General features: G+C 38.5%; 17 protein-coding genes and 2 tRNA genes. 4 read left to right on the top strand and 15 right to left on the bottom strand.

The window, feature by feature from the left end; genetic code table 11:
• Nucleotides 1-93: 93 nt before the first annotated feature.
• Nucleotides 94-618 carry a 2,4'-dihydroxyacetophenone dioxygenase family protein gene (locus AN963_RS20765; RefSeq protein ID WP_055746477.1) on the top strand — a complete coding sequence of 175 codons (525 nt, stop codon included), beginning with the start codon at nucleotides 94-96 and terminating at the stop codon, nucleotides 616-618.
• 1,167 nt (nucleotides 619-1,785) lie between these two features.
• Here the strand turns inward: AN963_RS20765 and AN963_RS20760 are convergent.
• From AN963_RS20760 to AN963_RS20720, 9 genes are all read right to left on the bottom strand, one after another.
• The gene (locus AN963_RS20760) at nucleotides 1,786-4,956 is read right to left on the bottom strand and encodes a type I restriction endonuclease subunit R (RefSeq protein ID WP_055746476.1); all 3,171 of its coding nucleotides are present in this window, start codon (nucleotides 4,954-4,956) and stop codon (nucleotides 1,786-1,788) included.
• 21 nt (nucleotides 4,957-4,977) lie between these two features.
• Nucleotides 4,978-6,207 (bottom strand): restriction endonuclease subunit S, encoded by a 1,230-nt coding sequence (locus tag AN963_RS31720; RefSeq protein ID WP_055746475.1) that lies wholly within the window; start codon nucleotides 6,205-6,207, stop codon nucleotides 4,978-4,980.
• The gene (locus AN963_RS20750; protein WP_055746474.1) at nucleotides 6,197-7,789 is read right to left on the bottom strand and encodes a type I restriction-modification system subunit M; all 1,593 of its coding nucleotides are present in this window, start codon (nucleotides 7,787-7,789) and stop codon (nucleotides 6,197-6,199) included. Before AN963_RS20750 ends, AN963_RS31720 begins: the two co-directional genes overlap by 11 nt.
• 43 nt (nucleotides 7,790-7,832) lie before the next feature.
• Nucleotides 7,833-8,399 (bottom strand): site-specific integrase, encoded by a 567-nt coding sequence (locus AN963_RS20745; RefSeq protein WP_055746473.1) that lies wholly within the window; start codon nucleotides 8,397-8,399, stop codon nucleotides 7,833-7,835.
• 449 nt (nucleotides 8,400-8,848) lie between these two features.
• On the bottom strand, nucleotides 8,849-9,763 hold the full coding sequence (locus AN963_RS20740; protein WP_055746472.1) for a DUF5655 domain-containing protein: 915 nt from the start codon (nucleotides 9,761-9,763) through the stop codon (nucleotides 8,849-8,851).
• A gap of 596 nt (nucleotides 9,764-10,359) precedes the next feature.
• Complete coding sequence (locus AN963_RS20735; protein WP_161827297.1) at nucleotides 10,360-10,674, bottom strand: hypothetical protein; 315 nt, start codon at nucleotides 10,672-10,674, stop codon at nucleotides 10,360-10,362.
• A 72-nt stretch (nucleotides 10,675-10,746) separates the two neighbouring features.
• Nucleotides 10,747-10,986 (bottom strand): restriction endonuclease subunit S domain-containing protein, encoded by a 240-nt coding sequence (locus AN963_RS20730; protein ID WP_055746470.1) that lies wholly within the window; start codon nucleotides 10,984-10,986, stop codon nucleotides 10,747-10,749.
• 392 nt (nucleotides 10,987-11,378) lie between these two features.
• Nucleotides 11,379-12,743, bottom strand: a complete 1,365-nt coding sequence (locus tag AN963_RS20725) for a toll/interleukin-1 receptor domain-containing protein (protein WP_055746469.1) — start codon at nucleotides 12,741-12,743, stop codon at nucleotides 11,379-11,381.
• Nucleotides 12,744-13,054: 311 nt separating this feature from the next.
• The gene (locus AN963_RS20720; protein WP_055746468.1) at nucleotides 13,055-13,441 is read right to left on the bottom strand and encodes a DUF6979 family protein; all 387 of its coding nucleotides are present in this window, start codon (nucleotides 13,439-13,441) and stop codon (nucleotides 13,055-13,057) included.
• Nucleotides 13,442-13,589: 148 nt separating this feature from the next.
• Here AN963_RS20720 and AN963_RS20715 point away from each other — a divergent pair, with 148 nt between their 5' ends.
• Complete coding sequence (locus AN963_RS20715) at nucleotides 13,590-14,666, top strand: site-specific integrase (RefSeq protein WP_055746467.1); 1,077 nt, start codon at nucleotides 13,590-13,592, stop codon at nucleotides 14,664-14,666.
• A gap of 318 nt (nucleotides 14,667-14,984) precedes the next feature.
• On the opposite strand, the gene AN963_RS20710 is transcribed toward AN963_RS20715, so the two are convergent.
• From AN963_RS20710 to AN963_RS20690, 5 genes are all read right to left on the bottom strand, one after another.
• On the bottom strand, nucleotides 14,985-15,524 hold the full coding sequence (locus tag AN963_RS20710) for a hypothetical protein (RefSeq protein ID WP_055746466.1): 540 nt from the start codon (nucleotides 15,522-15,524) through the stop codon (nucleotides 14,985-14,987).
• Nucleotides 15,490-16,983 (bottom strand): hypothetical protein, encoded by a 1,494-nt coding sequence (locus AN963_RS20705; protein WP_055746465.1) that lies wholly within the window; start codon nucleotides 16,981-16,983, stop codon nucleotides 15,490-15,492. The genes AN963_RS20710 and AN963_RS20705 overlap by 35 nt, the downstream gene beginning before the upstream one ends.
• 665 nt (nucleotides 16,984-17,648) lie before the next feature.
• Nucleotides 17,649-17,724 (bottom strand) — tRNA-Val (locus AN963_RS20700).
• 43 nt (nucleotides 17,725-17,767) lie between these two features.
• Nucleotides 17,768-17,844: transfer RNA gene (locus AN963_RS20695), tRNA-Ile, on the bottom strand.
• A 398-nt stretch (nucleotides 17,845-18,242) separates the two neighbouring features.
• Nucleotides 18,243-18,833, bottom strand: a complete 591-nt coding sequence (locus AN963_RS20690; protein ID WP_055746464.1) for a phosphatidylglycerophosphatase A family protein — start codon at nucleotides 18,831-18,833, stop codon at nucleotides 18,243-18,245.
• Between the two features lie 270 nt (nucleotides 18,834-19,103).
• On the opposite strand from AN963_RS20690, the gene AN963_RS20685 reads away from it, so the two are divergent.
• Nucleotides 19,104-19,808, top strand: a complete 705-nt coding sequence (locus AN963_RS20685) for an alpha/beta hydrolase (protein WP_055746463.1) — start codon at nucleotides 19,104-19,106, stop codon at nucleotides 19,806-19,808.
• Nucleotides 19,809-19,810: 2 nt separating this feature from the next.
• On the opposite strand, the gene AN963_RS31575 is transcribed toward AN963_RS20685, so the two are convergent.
• Entirely contained in the window at nucleotides 19,811-19,969 is a 159-nt protein-coding gene (locus AN963_RS31575) for a hypothetical protein (RefSeq protein ID WP_169791937.1), read from the bottom strand.
• A gap of 159 nt (nucleotides 19,970-20,128) precedes the next feature.
• Here AN963_RS31575 and AN963_RS20680 point away from each other — a divergent pair, with 159 nt between their 5' ends.
• Nucleotides 20,129-20,638 (top strand): YjcG family protein, encoded by a 510-nt coding sequence (locus AN963_RS20680; RefSeq protein WP_055746462.1) that lies wholly within the window; start codon nucleotides 20,129-20,131, stop codon nucleotides 20,636-20,638.
• Nucleotides 20,639-20,665: the final 27 nt, after the last annotated feature.

Genomic DNA, 20,665 nt, shown 5'->3' with positions numbered 1-20,665 from the left:
GAAAACAGTGATGAACCGTAAGAAATAGGTAAGATCGTTAGATTACGATTTTGGGAAGGATTACAACCTTTACATTTGGGAGGGAGCATCTGCATGTCTGAAAACCAATTGAAACCCACGTCGTTTCATCCTTTGTACTGGATGAAAAACCCCGGAACCACACCAAAAGGAACCAGAAAAGACTTTGTCAATCCCGACTGGATTCCGTGGACGGATTGGCTCATGCCCGGCACCTATTTCAAGCTGCTGTTCTGCGATCTGGTTTCAGGAAATTTTACCCTGTTACTCAAAGTAGATCCAAACACGAAAGCAGCCGTCCACTGGCATCTTCACAATACCGAAGCGTACATCATCGAAGGTGGGTTTTATTATGACGATGGTGATGATAAAGGCTATGCCGGTTATTATACCTGTGAATCGGCTGGAGCCATCCATGAACCCTTCACTTCACCGGAGGGTGTAACGATGCTTGCGATCTCACACGGCCCCATCGGCGGTTACACAGACGACGGCCAGCTTGCTCTCATGGCGGATGCCCGTCTGCATTATCTTATGGCGCGCGAAAACGAAGCTGTAAAATTTACGACCCTGGTTGATTATACCCACGGTTCCCTCTAATTCTAGCAATACTTGTGACGATCTTTGCGGCCTTCCATCTAGTGGAGGGTCGTTATCTTTCTTTTACAAAATGGGCCTTCTCCCACCTGGATTCCCGGTGAGTGAAAGCCTTTTGTCTTGTACGGCACGATGGAGAGCTAAGCGAAAATTGGATACCCAAGCAGAATGACAAACACAAAATTACGAGCGCTCTGATAAAAAAGCGAATACTCTGTTGCTTTCTGGATGCTCATCCTATCGACATTTCCATTTCAACACCTACGCACACGTTTTGTGTTTTGCCGATAAGAATGCTTCTGAATCGCTGAACGCTGTTTTACCGCTACGAAAGATGAAATCGAATTACCACCAAACACCGACTCTTCCCCGAGAAAAGAGTCCCTTAAATCCGCTTCCCCCAATTCGTTTAGGCTCCCACCCGAAGCTTTTTCCCACCAGAATCTCACCCCTTTCGAAAAATTGATACTGTATAAATCTAAAAAACAAATCTGTATGCATCAAAAAAGCCCTTGATAATCAAGGGCTTTAAACGTTCTGTTATGGTGATCCGGACTGGGTTCGAACCAGCGGCCTCCCACCCTGTCAATTTGTATAGAGCCGTTTCCGTTTGTTTCCTGGAGTGCCCGAAAACCCAGTTGTATCAAGGGTTTTCGGGTGTTTAATTGATAGTTTCCGCTTGTATCCTCCGATTTTCTGGAGTGTGTGACCATTTTGTGACCAAAGTGAGATTACTAGAATAAATGTTTCATGGGTACAAAAAAAAGCTAAGTTCCGATAACAATGATTATGGGAACCCTTTTTGAGACTGTTGTTTCCATTTGGTCATCAAATACGAGTGTGACGTCCGTGAGGCGTCTAATGGGTTCAATTCCGACCTTCTCCTGCAAACGAATGATATCATGGGTTAGAGCGACATTACATAGTTCAACTCATTGGTCACAAAATCTCGTGATTAGTGATTACTGGTCAAATATTCGTCACAATTTTCTACTTCACTATACTATTTTATACCTGGTCTAATTGATGCCCTATGCTCCCGTTTAGATTATGCACGTTTGTTATCGGTAGAACCAAAATGAAAGATTATTAAACATAAGAAAGACCGAGGGATCTATTCCTTCGGTCTTGTTCTTTATAAGCATTATCTAGTAATACCTATAAACGATTTTATCTCAACTCGTCATTCAAAGGTACAATTATTCCATCTAATGTCTCTCTCCACTGACGCTTCAATTCTGGTCCGTATTTCAACGGTTTTGCATCTGGATGAACGGCTTTATACTTATCAAATTGCTTGCTGTTGATGATTCCCCCGATATTCGGAATTGGTTCTGTTCCTATCAAATATTGAATAGCAGATGAATGCAGCTCCCCTTCATCCACAAACCAAGTTTTCGCAAATTGTTCAATCGCTTTATTATAGGATTCAGTGAAGAATCGTCGTTTCACTACAAGAATATCTTCATCTGAATCTATTTCTTTGGTATCAATAGCGTTTAAAATCGCACGATATACGTCTTTAACAATTTCTGATTTTTTCAGTTTTTGAAGTACTTTTTCGATCTCTTCACGGATATTCTGATTATTGGCTGAGTACGTTTCTAATAATCGATCAATATAGGTTGAGTCAATATCATAGATCTTAATCGCATTTTCTCCATAGAATTCAATATCTGAGAAATCTGGTCTTGGTCCTGGTTCTGGTCCGCCACTACGCCCTTCATCGACTAGCGATCCCTTAACCGTGTTATACACGCCAATATATTCTTCTAAGGCCTTTACCTGTTCTTGAAGTACTTTTGATTTCTCCATCTCATCGTTGTAATCATCATACGTAATTAAAGCTTCGAAGGCATTATTTAGCTCTTGAAAAGCTTTCACAAATTCAATCCGAATTTCAAGCGAAGAGTGCTCGTTAATATCGGTTGGATTTGGCACCAGTGTTTGCAACGTTTTGTGAGCCTTTTTGAAGCGTTTCTTCGATTCATCATAAGTTGGATAAATAAGTTTGGATTCCTCTTGTGCGTGCGAGTATAACTTTGTCGCATCCTTTACATTTTGTTCCATTGTCGAAGGTTTTCGGAATGTCACAATCAGTCCTTTTGTCTTTCCTGGATAAGTACGGTTGGTTCGAGAAAAGGCTTGGATCAAATTGGCATAACTTAAATTTCGATCCACAAATAACGTTTGTATCGTTGGTGCATCAAATCCAGTTAATAAGCGATCTACGACAATGACAAGATCAATTTGTTTCCCTAATTCTTTGAACTCTGCCTTCTTACGAGCTAAACGATTATTGATATCGCCATTATATCGTTCAATATCTTCTATCGACCAAGCTGTATGATAATAATCGTTATAGTTCTTGATAATTTCTTTCATTTCATCTTCATTTTGTTTGGAATTATCTTCGTTTTCTTGTATCGAATAGGTGATAGCAATCCGAGGAAAGTCCGGATCTTCAATCGTACGGCCCGTTCGAATCGGATGGTCAGCAAATTCTTTCGTCAACCACTCTGGATCTTTGGTCATTTTCTTGATTGCCTTATAGTAGCGTTTCGCCATATCAATGGAACTTGTTGTTAAAATGGCAGATTTTTGTGGGCGGCCATTTTGAAAATCAAATTTGGTATAGGCATTATCCGGTCGAAAAATCTTATAAATGACCTTTTGAATATGTTCATCACTTTCGAAAGTAGATGGTTCAAGATATGCTTCCTTCTCAATTCCATCCATTTGATCGATAATGTTGTTAATTTCATCATCAGTACAATGAGCGTATTTTTCTTTTTGACGCAGTTGAGTAAAAATATAATTATTTAATGATGTTGGTTCAATCGTATCCTCGTGCTCTACTTGGAATCCTAAAACAGCCCCATCATCTAATGCATTCTTAATGGTATAAGTATGCAATTCTTCTCCATATTGATCCCGAGTGGTGCGAGCTAATTGGCCTTTAGCTTGTTTTTTATTTTCATTAAATATAGGCGTACCAGTAAAACCAAACCATGTAGAGTTTGGAAAGAATTCCTTAATCTCTTCCATTCCTTCTGCACTTAACGCTCGATGGCATTCATCCACGATAAAGACAATATGTTGTCCCAGTAATTTCTTAAAGCGTTGGGTTCCTTTTTGTTCCTCTTGTCTTTGAGCATAGCGCAAGGCATTTTCTAATTTTTGACGAGTGGTAATAATCACTGTATTAGAATTTGCATTAGACAGAAGATTTTCACTTAACTCCTTCGCACTTCCAGTACCGATAATCAAGCTATTAGACTTGGCATTCCCAGAAGATATACCGGTATTAAACTCGGAAGCAAATTTGGTGAATTCAGTGGTAGTTTGATTGTCCAAGTCTTTTCGGTCAATGAGCATAATTGTACGATCTACACCTGATTTACGAGCTAATAATTTCGTAGCAACAAAACATGTCAACGTTTTTCCTGAACCGGTCGCATGCCAAACATATCCGGATTCATGTTTCATGGCAGAAGTAAACAAGGCTTCAATCGCATGAATTTGATAAGGGTGTAATACCATTAAGGCTTTGTTATCTTGTTCCTCACTAACAATCGTATAATTGGCAATCAATCGATGCGCATCTGGAATATTTAAGACTTGTTTCACAAATTCATAGAGATTTTCTACTTTTCTATTGTCCTTTGTTCGCCAGCTAAAAACAAATTTCTTATGCATGTCTTTTGGCATTGCATTGGCAAAATAGCGAGTCGTTTGTTCGTTGGAAATGACAAATAACTGAAGAGTAGAAAAGATATTATTTCTAAACATTCCTTCTTCTGCGTATTTCTTGATTTGATTAAAAGCTTGGAATACACCGTCTTTGGCAGTGACCTGTTTCAATTCAATTTGAACAATTGGTAACCCATTGATTAAGAGTGTCACGTCAAATCGGCGATCACGACCATCAACGTTTGCCTTTTGTTTCGCAATCTGATGAACGACTTCGTATGTAGAGATTCCACCACCAATGTCTTGATTGGAATACAACACCAACGCCATTGAACCCAGGGAAACATCTTCACGTTCAATCGTAATACGAGCAATTCCGTTCTCCCCTTTGAGCCATCTAGCAGCATCAAAGGGTGTCTGTGTTTTCGATAATAATTCTGTTTTAATAGTGTCAAATTCTTTATCAGTAATTGGATGTTCCCCAATTTCTGATAAGTTATTTTGCGTGATTATTTCACGCAAGTTCTTCCATAGGTCTTCTTCTGATTTTAAATCTGGACGATAATTCCACTGATTATACCCTTCCCCTAACACTTCAATCAGGCGACGTTCCACCTCAGCTTCATCATTATGTGGTATCTTTGTCATGTTTCTCCCGCCTCTACTTACTTATACAAACATCTTTTGTAGGAATGCTTTTTTCGTTTCTTTCAAGGCATCTAATTCACGCTGATGAAGAGCAATGGTGTCGTCTAGTTGTTTAAAAAAGTTGCCGATTTTGATTTGCTCTTCCTTTACTGGTGCTAGGAACATAAATTCATTCATATCTGCTTGGAATAAATGAGGAATGCTACTACCGGAAACTTTCAAATAAATTAATCGCTCAAATTTTTCACTTTTCATTACTTGATAGAAAAATGAAGGATCAATCGTTTCATCGACTCGAACTAGCATCATAGTAGAATTTATAGTTGCTGAGATATTTAAACCAGAAATTAAAGCAGGATTACCGAGAGAACCATCTTTCGAAAAGATTACATCTCCATTTTTCAACATAATTTCTGGTGATTCATCATATCTCCATTGTGGTATATGATCCACTGCACTCCAGTCTATTACCCCATTGTTAATGTGTTTTCCCGCAATCATGCTTGGCCCATCAGAAATATATTCTTCTTGTTTAAGGCTTTTCCATCCAAGTCTACCCTTTATTGTTGCTCTGTCCCCTAATCGAATTTGTTCCCAATCTCCAGTAAATCCTGGGAAACGAACTTCCGGCAAGGATTCCCCTTCTTTCGGAAACATTTTTTGCAAGAATCCCTGTTTTGTTTGTTTGAGGGTGGTTAGTTCTTGCTGATGAAGGGTGATAAGGTTGTCAAGGTGGGTGAAGAAGGCCGTAATTCTCTCCTGTTCAGGCACAGAAGGTATGCGACACATTACGTTAATAAACGAGTCCCAATATAGTCTTTTTCTGAAGTCGGTGACTCCATAAGAGAGATTGTCCATCTGATTAATCGTTTCATCTCGACGTAAACAATAATCCATAAACAGAGGGTAAAGCTGTGCACTGGGAATAGCAGTAATATATGCAGGACTTACCATCCCTTCTGACTTTACGACTCCGATTGCCCCTTGCCACGCACGCATCATGTTAAGAACAAGGTCACCGAAATAAACATGTTTATATAGAGACTTATCTTCGCTTCTGCGCACTTTTTTCCCTAAAGTATTACTGTCTAATTCTTCGTTTGAAACACCATGATGGATGGAAACGGAAAGGATCTGTAACGAATCGTATCCTCGTTCTTTCCTCTCTGTGTATATTTCTCCCAACTTACGCTCTTCCCATTCTCCGGTAAACCCTGGGAATCGAATTTCTGGTGTATTGTTATTTTTCACGATTAAACACCTCTAATGCACCCTTAATCCATTCAGCATTTTCTTCATCAAATTGTAGCGAAGAAATCATGTCATATATGCTAGATTCTAGTTCTGCTTTTTCTTTTCGAATGTCTTGAATTGTTGAGCCAATCCTAGCCATATCAACAGGTGCTTCTTCCTCAAAACTATCTACGTATTGAGAGATGTTCAAATTGAAATCATTCTTTTTGATTTCATCAAAGGAAGCCAAATAGGCATATTTCTCAACATATTCTCGCTTCTTATAGGTTTCGACAATCTTATCAATATTTTCATTGGAAAGTTTATTTTGGTTCTTTCCTTTCCTAAACTCATTACTTGCATCAATAAATAAAACATCACGAGTGGTACGATTTTTCTTCAAGATTATGACTGTTGTTGGAATCGATGTCCCAAAGAATAAGTTTGCAGGCATACCAATTATGGCATAAATACTACCATCTTCTAATAATTTCTTACGAATCACACCTTCTGCAGCTCCACGGAACAGTACCCCATGCGGTAAGACAATTGCCATTGTTCCCGTATCTTTCAAATGATAGAATCCATGTAAAACAAAAGCAAAATCTGCTTTTGATTTTGGCGCTAACTTCCCGTAACGATTGAAACGAGAATCATCTAAGAATGTATCATCAGAAGACCAATTTGCAGAGTAGGGTGGATTCATAAGGACAGCATCAAAGGTATAAGGCTCATCTGTCGGCCAATCTTTGTTCAATGTATCCCCATTACGTAAACGCATATCTTCTTTATCAACACCATGCAAGATCAAGTTCATCTTAGCTAGATTAAAGGTCGTTGTATTTAGTTCTTGCCCATGATACTTTACACTATCTGGATGGTTAATATAGTTTCTAATATTTAACATCAAGGAACCTGATCCCATTGTTGGGTCATATACGCTAAACAATTTTTTGTCTTCTTGACCGATTGCAGCAATACGAGCCATCATGTCAGATACTTCATGAGGTGTATAGAATTCTCCAGCTTTCTTACCAGCTTCTGAGGCAAATTGGCCAATCAAGAACTCATAGGCATCCCCAATGACATCGCCATTATGTCCCATCACATCGATATCATTTAGTTTCTTAAGTACTTCTGTAATGGTAATGTTTCGTTGTTGATCATCTGATCCCAGTTTTTTTGATTTCAAATCCACATCATCAAACAATCCATTAAACTGATCATATTTCGTAGACAAATCGATAAAGGCTTTATTCAAGTCATTCAACTGAAACGTGTTTTGTTTAGCTTGATTGGTTAATACATTAAATAAATAATCTGGTTCAATATCATAGGCTAATGTATCCACTAACGTTTCAATCAAGTCATTTTTTGTATCTTCTTCTGCTAATAATTCCCTATACAGTTGAGTTTGTTTTTCTTGTGTGTTATATTCTTCTATCGATTCACCTGCTAGTTCAACTACTTTTTCTAATAACTTATCAGATAAGTACTTGTAAAAGATCAATCCTAATAAGTAGTTTTTGTATTCTGATGCATCCATTTTGCTTCGCAAGTTGTCTGCGGCACTAAATAATTTTGAGTTTAAATCAGCCATGTTGTGTTCCTCACTTTTTCTATTGTTGTTTTAATTGTTTCAATTATAAATTGATCGATAGATAAACATCGTCCATCTCGTCTTGTGTGATCCCGATATACCGGAGGGTTACAGAGGGAGATGTATGATTTAATATTTTTTGGATCAATTCGATTGATCTTCCATCTTGATAGGCATGATAGCCAAAGGTCTTTCTCATAGAATGGGTCCCGATCTTTTCTTCAATACCCACCATTTCGGCTGCAGCATTCAAAATTTTATAAGCCTGAACCCGGTTGATCGGTTGATTATCCCCTTTACGAGAAATAAAGAGAGGTTGATCGAGAGAATAATTCCGAGTCAACAAATATTCCCGAATCGATTTCTTAGCATTATCACCGATCGGAAAATTTTTCGACTTTCCGGTCTTTTCCTCACGGATATCGATCCTATCTTTTACCTTCCCTCGAGGATCAATCACGTCCGATATTTTGAGATCTAATAGATCCGATATCCGGAGTCCGGAATTAATCCCTAAAACAAATAAACAGTGATCTCTTAAATTCGATCGCAGGACTCTCTTCATCGCTTCGATCTTTTTCTTATCGCGAATCGGTTGAACGAATTCCATTTTTCGGGCGAATCTCCTTCCGTCGAATCTCTCTTTATGTATGAAACATATCCACATCTAATTTTACGATATGTTGCTTTCAAGGTCTATGAAATTTATCGCTTGTGGCGAAATTGAGAGAAAAGCCAGTAATGACGCGGATTCGCCCGATTCTATCAATGAAACACAATTACATTGTGTTTCTATGGGGATATTATCAAATTAATACTATTGTTCCAACTTTTAATCTTTGCTCGTGATTTGAAATTTTCTTTTTTAGGTAAACTTACTAAAAATTAATAAATTTATAAAAACCCCCGGAATAACTTCAAATTTTAAATAGTTTAGTAGTTTAACATAGTGACGGGATTTATAAAGCATTAAATTTTAAAAAATGGATGGGTTCAATTATTCTCAGTCCCCAATCTGAGCATATAGTACCTATAATGTCAATTATGTAATTCAGGATGCTAGCTTAACTCATAACTTTCTATTAACAATTGTTTCGCTCTCACAAGGTCATTATCAGATCCGATTTTGATTTCAAGGCTCCCTGTTCCGAAATGACCTATGTTTCTAACATCTCTAGTGAAGCCATCTTCTAAAGTAATTGAATCTGGATCAACTTTGACGTAAACCAAAATTTTCTCGGTTTGTGGATGTACCTCAACGCATGCAAAGTTCTTTATTCTTTTAAAAGCAAAATAGTTTTTTAGAACATTAATTTGAACGTCATCACCTAAAGCTAACAAAAATGCTTTTAATGCTTCATATCGGTCACTTAATTCCTTGTTAGCCTGTGATAAATATTCGGTAACAGTTTTATATTGATTTTTTATTACCCCTTGTAATGTAGGAGTTACATCCGTAATAGGTTGTATTGAAGTAGCGTTAACTAGTTCAAATAGAAATAAATCCTCTTCATATTTTTTATATCTGATTAACTGTATGTTTCTATTTATCTGTTGAATTGCATGCTCATCGAACTTAGTAAAATCTCCCGCAATGCAAATTAACCGAGGACTAGTCCAATCAATTTGATTTTCAATTTCCTTCCCAAACTTCTTCATGGCGTGTAACGTAAACTCTGCTTTATGGTCTAGTAACCAATCTAAATAATACAATCCTTGATTAATTACATTTTGATTTAATGATCGCTTATATTCAATAATTACAGGAAAGTTATTCTCATCTATACCAAGTGTATCTATCCTCCCTGCATGTGTTTTCCCTGTTGAATATTCTGTAGCCAAAAATCTCACGCCAAGAAATGATTCAAGATGTCTTTCAATAAGTGTTTGCAATGATTTTTCAATTGCTACTGAATGTCCTTGAAGTTCCTTCACTTGGCTGCTATTAATCCGAAAGAGTTTGATATCTCCCATACTTTTGCCTCACTTACTATTCATTTTTAAACACATTTTAGATATGAGGGCTAATTTCCTCTTAAATTTAAGAAGGAATACGATAAAAGTGATTATAGATCTAATGCCGTTTATCATTTTTGGAGAAACTGTTAGGTTTCTTTGTTCATAAGCTAAGATAGACATAAGGCTTGAGCGGAGGTTCATTCCTCCGCTGTGCGAAGTTTGTTCAAGAACAGGTGATTCACACAGCCCTAAAAGAATGAGTGACGGTTTATTTGGGGCCAGTTGTCCGTTCTTTTTCCATATGGTTAGATTATTAGTTAACTTTTATTTTAACTAGGACATCTCTGCTGTCTCCAGCTCACACAAGTCTCAATTTTCCATGGCCACATGCACAATTATCAATATATCAAAAAGAAAAAAGCGGTTATCCACCGCCAAAAAGGTAACCGTCTTACTTAGATGATATCAGCAATGTGTCTTCGATCCCGGTATTGGAACAATGCTCCGGCGTGTTGGTAATTTGCCTTGATGTACGCCGCTAAGAACTCCGAGGGAACGCCCGGTAACGGCGTGATCTTGATCCAGTCGTTCGAGATGACGACGGGTCGTTCTCATCGATGGACGATCACCGCTCCTTCGGTATACTCGTTTTCGTACCGATACCACAAAATATCGCCTGGCAGGGCAATCACTGCAGAATACTGGGTTAACCATTCATTGTCATTGTATCCTACCTTCGTAAATTGCGGCCTTTTGAAGAATGGATCAGGCCTTCCCTTCCAATACCACGTGCCTTCATGGAGGGAATGTGCGGGAAGCTGACGACCTACCTCGACGCATGCGATCCAACGGCTTAGTGTGCTTCGGAATTGATACGTGGACCCTTTCACAATGATCGTCTCGTACTGGGCCTTGATATAATCCAAGACCTTGGCGATCAGCCGCTTGCGACGATCCTGGATCTCCCTCAGCTTTGATACAAATTCGATGATATCGCGCTAAACAACTAACGGCGGCAGCGGGATCGGCAAGCTCTTCAGCTGCCGCTGACTCCAGCGGTCCTCCTGCTTCATTCGATACCACCGCAGCACATGAAACAAATACTCTGGTAGCACGTCGTTTACATTGGCCCGTAAACCGCAGATTTTTACCTCTGCAAGTGCAACTTCCTTCAGCATGCCGACGCCGCGCGAATATCTACCCAAGGAAACGAGAATGGTCCCTTTCGGATAGAGCATGTACTCCTCGTTCCCTTAAGCGTTCAAGACGCTGATCGTCGGCTACGAGCATCGGATCCTCTGACGAGCTTCGGTAGCTGATAATTCGCTGCTCTCCTCCGACATCCATGTACCAGCGTCTTCCAGCGTTCGCTCCCATCGCGACAAGTTTTCCGAGCGAAACTTCCCGCCAACTGACCTTTTCCATTCCAACCAATCCTTAGTAAAAAGTATATATCCAGCATTCTGGATTTAATGATGTTAAATCTAAAAATGGTTTAGCCTTCTAATCTTTAAAATCCCTCTTTAAGTTTTTGATGCAGAATTTGGGTTATTATTGTACAGTCATGTAGTAAGTCGACGAACCCTTAGGATATATAGTTGTATTTGTAAACTAAACACAACTTTGGAATTTAATTAGATTTGTGCTGATTAAGGATCTCATTCAAGCAATCCATATAACCTTGTTCATTAATATAATTAATAACAAGTGGGTACTCTTCTGAGTCCTTACTAATTTGATTTTTAGGATTGGTTACATAATCTTCTGGATACCATTTGATGCTGTTAAATTTCGTATGAAAATCTGATGGAAAGCCTTTTCTATAGTTTTCAACTTCTGATTTTGAGATTTCATAACCGTTAGTAATAACTGAACATTTTTCACAAATATAAATTATTGACTTAATTTGAAATCTTGAGCGCCAATATCCCCAATACCAGATATCATGGGTAGGTTCAAATATATCAGCGATTTTATTAGTACCAATAGTTCTGTTATAGGATAATGTTAGTAGCACTTCTCCCTTTCGATCTTCGTTAGCGATAAGTTCATCTGATCCTACTTTAATGAAATTAACTTCAAGATCTTTCACCGAGCTATTCCGAAGATCGATTAAACGAGCAATAAATCTATTAATCCTTTTATAGTATCCAAATAACTCATAAGGGTAACTAGAAAGTATATCTGTAGTTCCTAGAATCCAGGATTTTTTCACATTAAAGGTTTTTGCTGTCCATTCAATTAGGTCATTAGTAAGAATAGAGATAATACTATTTTTAGTAATAAAATTTTGTAATGTAATTCCAAATTCCTTAGGGAGTAAAAAAGGAATCTCATTAATATTTATTCCATGAGCATTAAACACCAGTAGGAAACGATCTAGCATTGATTCAGTTTCAGGTAATAATTTTATGTTTTTATTAGAATCAATAATTTCTATCTCAATCTCTTGTCTTTTTTTATCATTAACATTCTGCCCATCTTCCTTAATGTTTTCCTGTAACCATGAAGGGAAATTGCCTAGTTCTGGTTCCGGCTCCTCCGGAACACCTAATATATGCCTGACTAGATTACGATACCCGCTTTCATATTTATCTCTTGTGGAAAGATCAATATATAATCTAGATTTCATATAAGATGGGATATAGGGAATACCCTGTTCATTTTTTTCCACAACAACCGGAATTACCTTTTCCTGATTAACATTATTATAAACATCTGGAGAAATTATCTGGGTTTCAGTACCTACTCCTCCAATCCTCTTTTCTGCTTTTAAATAGTAACCCCGATCACAAATTACGATTATTCGATCTATATCAGAAGACATTGCGTTTTTTTCCATGAAATGATAAATATCTTGACCCGGCTTTAGATGCCAGATGTCAATAGATACATCAATACCATCTGATTTTAGCCTTTTAGCAAGATTTAACACCCAGTATTTATGATCTTCGCTTGTCCAACAATACGAAATAAATGTTTTAGGGGGAATCACTACTTCGCATCCTTTCTACATTTACTGTCAATAATAAGAAAGATCTTTTTTTAATGAGTATTATCAAGAAGTGATCTAATCCCCAAAAATTATCATTGCTCATTTTGTAAATAATTTCCAAAAATCAAAATCTATTAGTTGAATAATCGATAAAGATATTATAGTGTTGATTACTCCTCCAGTTTCACTTGGATTATACCAGTATTTTCCCATTGCAGGAAATGGCATTTTATGTCCTATGTCTTAAAAGTTCCGATAACAATGATTATCGGAACTTTTTCGTTACCCCTGGTCAATTTAGATCCTTAAAATTAAAGGTCAATGAATTTGCTTTTCAAGAGAGAGATTACTTTATCCATCTGAAAATTATGTGAAATGTTTCTTCCTTCTACAACTTGTTTCCATAAGTTGGATTGGTTATCAGCTAGCTCAGAATTGTTTTTAATTAATTCAACTGCTTTAATTACACACTTTTTAATCTTTTGCGATTTAGTATAATGTCCTTTAGGGACTCCTTTTATCAATCCCTCTTCACTAAGACCTAAGAATGAACTTCTAGGACACCCTTTAACCTGACCCCATGTCCCCTCTCCGAATATTTTTATCGTAGCCATTTCCCATGCTTTCAAAGGCGTTGAAGCAATATTATCGTGTAAGAAATTCACTGCGTTCGTTGCAGCCTCTCCATATCTTCCCACAGAATTTCGCCCCCATCTATTGAAGTGTTTGATTTGAATATACCAATCTTGTTTGTTTGAATATGCTCTCCACTTATTCAGAGGATATTGTTACCATTTTACCAAATACTGCAGTGCTGTATAAGATTAGGTAGAGGAGCGATTGATAATGCAAAAACCTTATGTAATAAAACGGGGAAACACGTGGTATTACCGTATTACTATAGGTAAAACGCCCGAAGGAAAACGGATAACAAAATCCAAAGGTGGGTTTCGAACAAAACGAGAAGCACTCCAGGCTGGAAACGAATTACTAGTATTAGTTAAGAATGGTTACTACAACGAGTACTCTCAAATGCCATTCGGAGAATTTATGGAGCAATTTTTGATAGATAAGAAATTGCGAGTCCGCCCTTCAACACTGAGTTATTATACGTGGGCTATACAAAAGCATATTATTCCGGCTCTTGGACATATTCCTTTAGGAAAGTTAAAGCCTTTTTCATTGCAGAATTTCTACAATAAACTAGCTGCTGAAGATAAAATGTCAAGTATAAATCGAAGAAAGATCCATACTCTCATTAAGGCAGCCTTGAATAAAGCTGTACGATGGGAACTATTAGATCGTAATGTGGCTAACATGTTGGATGCTCCTAGGGAAGAAAAGAATGAAATAAAAGTATGGGATACTCAACAAGCGAGGAGATTTTTGTCTGCTGCGGTAGGATACAGTTACTATCTTGCTTTCTTACTTGCTTTAACATGTGGAGCGAGACAAGGTGAAATACTTGGCTTACGTTGGAAAGATGTCGATTTTAATAATAGGAATATTTCCATTGTGCAGACATTAAGTCATGATGGTAAACAATTTAACTCTGCCCCCAAAACAAAAACTGGTCGTAGAACCATTTCATTGCCAACGAAAGTAATGGAAGAATTAAATCTTTGGAAAGATGCCCCCGATTGTCTAGTTGTACAGTCAAAAGAAAGAACCCCGATAAATCCTCGTAATCTTAATCGACAATTCAAAATCATAATTGAAAAAGCTAATTTGCCAGATATTCGCTTTCATGACTTAAGGCATACCCATGCCACTCTTTTACTCCTACAAGGAGTACATCCCAAAATCGTTGCTGAGCGTTTAGGACATGCAAACACACGAATGACCTTAGATACGTATAGTCACCTATTCCCTAATATGCAGCGAGATGCTGCAGATGCTTTCGGGAAAGCATTCTTTGCATAGTTGTTTAATAAACGATCGGTTGATTACATTAAATCCATAATAATACCAAATTTGTTATTCTACTAATTAAGACTAACACACTTACTAGGGACCCATCTCTAACTCTCCATGACGGAACAATGATTATTGAAATATCCTAGATCTGAAGCTGGGCGGTCATCTTATGGGTTTCTTTTCACTTTCACTGGTTTATTCCTTTTACAATATTAGGATCGCTCGACGATATTTTCATAAGATAATTTAATTCAATCTGTGTGTCTTTTAACTGAACAAAGAACCCGATAATAAACATTATCGGGACTTGTGTATCTATGGGATTCACCTTTTTCCTGTTAAAAAGTTATAGACATTATTTCTTATATACTCCTTAGTTTTAAATCGAGTGTTTTTAATATTAAAACCTGAGTAAACACTAAGTGCCCCTAAAATAAGTGTCAATAATATTGAACCGACTCTGAGATAAATGCTTTGCTCTAGAAAACTAGATTTAAATTGAGCCCACGTACCAATTGCTATGACGAAAATTAGTAGAACATATATCAGCGAACTTAACACAGTAGCAACATTATTAGATATCTTATCTAAATTACTATGAGTAGATCGTATTTCTTGTTCAGATATATCATTTTTTTTCTCTAATTCATGTATATTTCTTTCATAACCATCTAGTTTAGTTACTAATTGTTCTTTCTCCATTTCAAACATCTCGACTGCCTGACCATGAATTTCATCTTTAATTTCTTGTAGTATTTCTTCAGCTGTCTGGTCAGTAAAGTTGTTTATATCTCCGAAAGTTTTCTCCTCTAAAGCATCTAATGCACCTCTATATGAACGTAATAGTAAATACCTCTCGCTCATCAATCATTTTCTCTTGCTGTAACTTATCTACTTCTAAGAGAAATCTCCTTAATAATTGCTCATTTGGTTGTAAAGCTGCAATGCAATCAGCAATTATTTTCTTCTCATTTATTTTTGTTACTTGAGTTGGGGATTGTAACCATAATATAGTACCTAGTAATACATCTGTAATACATGCTGGTATACGATAATGTACGTTCTCAGATAAACCAAAAGATTTAACTGCTTGTGCTAAAGCTGTATTTGTTGTAATAAAAATACTCACACTATCATTAATAGCTTTCGGATTTTTTCCTTTTCTAAATTTATATATTGCTTCTATTGACTTAACGTCTTTTAATAGAGCATCTTCTTTTTCCTTCTCATTATATGAGGGATTCCTTCGCTTATATCTCCCAACGATTGTTTTTAATAATTTATCATAATCTATTTGGAACAGCTTAAGTTCTTCAGGTTCAGGAGCGTTTTGGATGCTTATATTGTTTGCGCTAATTACTAGTTCGACCTTAGTAATAAATCTATCGATATCAGATTCGTTGAATTCTTTTTGAATAAAATATAAAAGTACCGGACTAGCTTGTGAATAGTCTGTTTTAGTATTTCTGATTCTACGTTTGGAATCTTTAAGAATTCCTATAATCTCATCATATGTATGATTGAAAATGTAAAGTTTAGCATCTTCTTCACTAAGTAACTTTAAGAATTCTTGGTATGATTCACTTCTTTCTTCGCCTTCAGTACCTAATAATCTAAGGATAAACCTAGTATCAAAATATAGATTAATCCCGCTTAACTTTCCACTCATGTTAACTATGTCATTATTTAATATTGAGTTTGCTAATACTGACCCAATCGCAAGATCCATTATGTATTCAAATATTTTAGGGTTGCTCTTGTAAGCGTTTTGTATAAATCGATAAGTAAAGAATCTGTTTTTTGAGGCAATGGTTACGTTCGGAAATACATTGTTTTCAATGTCGTAGATAATATCAACATCATATTCTTTTAAGAAAGATAATATATTACTTTCTGCTTCTTCTCTTGACGTTTGCGCTGCAAACACCCTATGGTTAAAAGAAATCATTTCGTCAATTATATATTCTATTTTTCTTAATTGATCGTGCACATCCGGTTCAAATTGAATACTCTCTATTTTTTCCCATACTGGTTCGTATGAATCTGCCCCTCTTTTTATAAGTCCCTTTTTTTGTGCTCGATTTATTAAACCTATCATTGGATGATAAGGAATTATGAGGCCAAATTCGTTTTTAAAGTCATCACAGACCTTATTGACATTAATACTCAAGTATTTTTGCTTTTTAATTAAAGTCGCAAGAAACGGAACAAAATTATCAATATAATCCGTCTGTCTTACTTCCCATGTTGTTTTTAAGAGTGCAAGACTACCGATAGTTTTACTTAATTGAGTATTTGGTAGCTGTGCTAATGCCTCTGTCATTAAATCTACTCTCCTTTATTCAATGCCACATCTTAAGTCCCAAAATATTTTGGTACAAAAAAACTATATTATTATAAGAATAATCTAACTTGCCTGTTCCAACATCTACTATTTAACGACAAAATTCGACTTTGATTTTTAGAAACAGATCTATTGTGTGGAATAAATATGGTAATAAAAAAGCAACTTAGAACTAGGTTACCCTATTTATTTGTTGGAATTCTTTTATAGACTAATTACAATAGCAATAATCAAAAAATAGTCGTTATTTCGCTCCTAAACCTTACTTCATTTAGAAATTGAACTCCTTCTTCATGCCTACTTACAGCCTTAATAACTACGTCGTATTGAATTCTCATATTTAAAGCAAGTTAACATGCAGTTTATTTTGAACTAAAAATGACTAACATAACTACTATGGACGCAACCCATAACTCCACCGGACGCACCAATAATTATCGGACCGACTCTATAACTCTCGTTTTGCCATTCCAGAATATATATTATGTAAATTACTTTAATACCCACACGTTTGAACGCCTCAATACACTTAGTTCTTATAATATTAGTTATATCAGCACAGATTCCACCCCTTTTCCAAAATTTACACCTCAAAAAAATATCAAAAAGCTCCTTGAATTATCAAGGAGCTTAATTTAAAAATATGGTGATCCGGACTGGGTTCGAACCAGCGACCCCCACCCTGTCAAGATGGTGCTCTCCCAACTGAGCTACCGGATCATGGGATATGTATGTGATCTTAAACATCAATGTACTCGTTTAATGGTGGGCCCTGTAGGACTCGAACCTACGACCAATCGGTTATGAGCCGACCGCTCTGACCAACTGAGCTAAGGGCCCCAATCGCACCGGACGTCGATCACATTTATTACTATACAGCATGACAAAACGAAATTCAAGAGGAAAAACATATTTTCTAGTAAATTTTTTCACTCCCACCAAAAGGTCACCAAAAAATACATGTCCGGGATTCATTTTATGCAGGATTTTCCCCTCTTTTTCACCTAGACAGGAACTCTCCCGAAACGAATCCAAGACGAACGTTAGAAATGCGAGGCTATTCATTGCGCACCCGATCTATCCACGCAACAACCCTCACATGAGAAAGCCATTCTCTGCTCAGCCTAATCTACGAAAGTTGCAGCGTGTAGCCAATTGCAACAACAACCACAACAACTCTCCCTCGAGCAGAGAATGGCTCCATGATCCTCATCTATTCAAACATTATACCGAGCACCTTACCCAGCCTGCTCGGTCCCATCTCCATCCTTCTCTTCGACGACCTTCAGCTCCACACCGAGCGCTTCCACCCGCGCCGCCTCGGCCTCCTGCTCATCCCGCATCCGGTGAGCCATCCGACTTGACGCATTAGCAGCCACGCTCGCTACGAGATCATCCAGGAAGGTATGAACACGCCCCTCCGCAGATTTGGTATCCAGACGCTTGATGACCCCTACCTTGTGCTTATCCAAATGCCCAAAGGTAGTCACCGCGATGCTTCCATAACCAAAAACAGAGCCGAGCGCCAATGTCTCGTCGCAGCCAAACAGGCCTTCATCTGATGCAATAATCGACTGGAGCGGCTCGGACAGCAAGCCTTTCTCCGCTAACGTATCCAACTCAACGCCAACTAGGATGGCGTGTTGCATTTCCCTTTTTTCCAGTACTGCTTTCACGCTCTCGATACATGGTGCCAACGTCAGGTCAGGATGGTAAGGCGATTGCATGAGATACACGATTTCTGCAATGTCCTCCACCGTTACTCCTCGTTCTGCCAGGCGTTTGAGGGCGGCGTTTCTGACTTCGATGCTGTGCACTTGCTTCTTCATATAGAGACAACCCCTTCCGCAAATCGAGTGAAGTCGTTTTCTACCATAGTATCATATGGTGACAAAATTGCGACAATGTTTCACTCGGAGTGGAAAAGTTTTAAGTAAAGTGGAGCCAAGCCTGGTGGACTAGAAGAAAAAAATGATGCCTTTGTTTACCTTTCCCCAATCACGTTTACTAAATATCTCACTTCCCACACACGACTCTCGTCCAAGCACGTCCTCTCCTGTATAATATTCACCAGAACATCCCATAAGGAGGACAAGCTTGTGGCTCTTGAGGAAATCATCTTGGACAGCCGGCATTTGGGAACGCCGGAAAAGCTGATCGTCTATACCCCGGAGCGCTATTCTCCGCTCTATTCCTATCCCGTCCTATACATACAGGATGGAGATGACTACCTGGCGATGGGCCGGATGGCTACGCTGTTGGATCGCATGATCGGGGAAAAAGAACTGCCTGACCTGGTGGCCGTCTTCCTTCCCGTGGACAAGAAAAAGCGTCAAGACCGTTACCACCCGGATGGTAGCGAGCATCTCGCTTACCGGCGTTTTCTGGCGGATGAGGTCGTGAGCTATATCGATTCGCATTACTCGACGGAGACACTGGGCAATGCACGGACGCTGATCGGTGAATCTTTGGGCGGCGTGGTTTCCTTGTTTACCGCCTTCGCGTATCCCCACACCTTTGGGCAGATCGCTTGCCAATCGATTGCGATGGATGCACAGCTGAATCGTCGGGTAGCAGATACAGCATTTGAAGTACCTTACACGATCTATCTGGAGATTGGCACAGAAGAAACGGCTGTTACCTCCGCTCGCGGGCCACTGGATCTCGTAGCTGCAAACGAGGAGCTGCGTGACATTTTGCAAACGAAAATGGCCACCCTGGTCTACGAGACCTTTGAGGGTGACCATACGTGGGGCCACTGGCAAGCGAATTTACCGCGTATGCTGCGTTCGCTGTTTGGGTAAACTTACCGTGGCTGTTCTTCTTGCGGACCTTCGTCCTTCACTGGTGTAACCAGCGCCTCTTCAAACTCCACTCTGCGGATGGCTGAGAGGATGGTAAAGGTCAGCACAGACAGTAAAAGCAGGACTAGAAAAATAAATGTGATCATCATGGCCATATACATGTTGTACGGCACCTCCCTGCACTACACAGTCTTTCCTGTGGCAGGAGGAATATACAGACCCACGCATAACATTACACAAATGAAGAATTTTCTGTTAAAATAGCAAGATAACCATATAAATAAAGATACTTGTTTGATAGTGAAGGAGGAGTGGTTCTCATGATGTACAGTATCGTAGTATTCCCGTCCAGCAAGGTGCAAGAGGTCGCCAACTCTTACCGGAAGCGTTACGACTCGGCATATGCCCTGATCCCTCCGTATATCCGGTTGAAAGAAGGCTTTGAACTAGATGAGACCAACTTGCCAGAACTGGTAAGTCACCTGGAGCAAGTCGCCTCCTCTACTGAGAGCTTTACGGCTCAATTTCATCGGGTATCGTCTTTCCATCCGACCACCAATGTGATCTACCTGGCTTTACAAAATAAAGAGCCCTTCACTCAGCTGCATCAAAAGATCGCCAACCAATGTGTGAACGAAAAGGAAACTTATGCTTACGTTCCTCATTTGACCATCGGACGCGATCTATCGGACGATGAGCTGCGTGACCTGACCGGGCAGATGAGCATGGCCAAGATCGATCTGACTTCTGAAGTGGATCGCTTCCACCTAATCTATCAACTGGAGGATGGCATCTGGAGCGTTTACCAGACCTTCCTGCTGAAAAAGTAACCTTACATGCGTACCCAACGACCCTCC

It is taken from the genome of Brevibacillus choshinensis, from assembly GCF_001420695.1.
GTDB classification, from domain to species: Bacteria; Bacillota; Bacilli; order Brevibacillales; family Brevibacillaceae; genus Brevibacillus; species Brevibacillus choshinensis.
The sequence above is the reverse complement of the archived record's forward strand: the minus strand, read 5'-3'. Positions and strand labels throughout refer to the sequence as shown.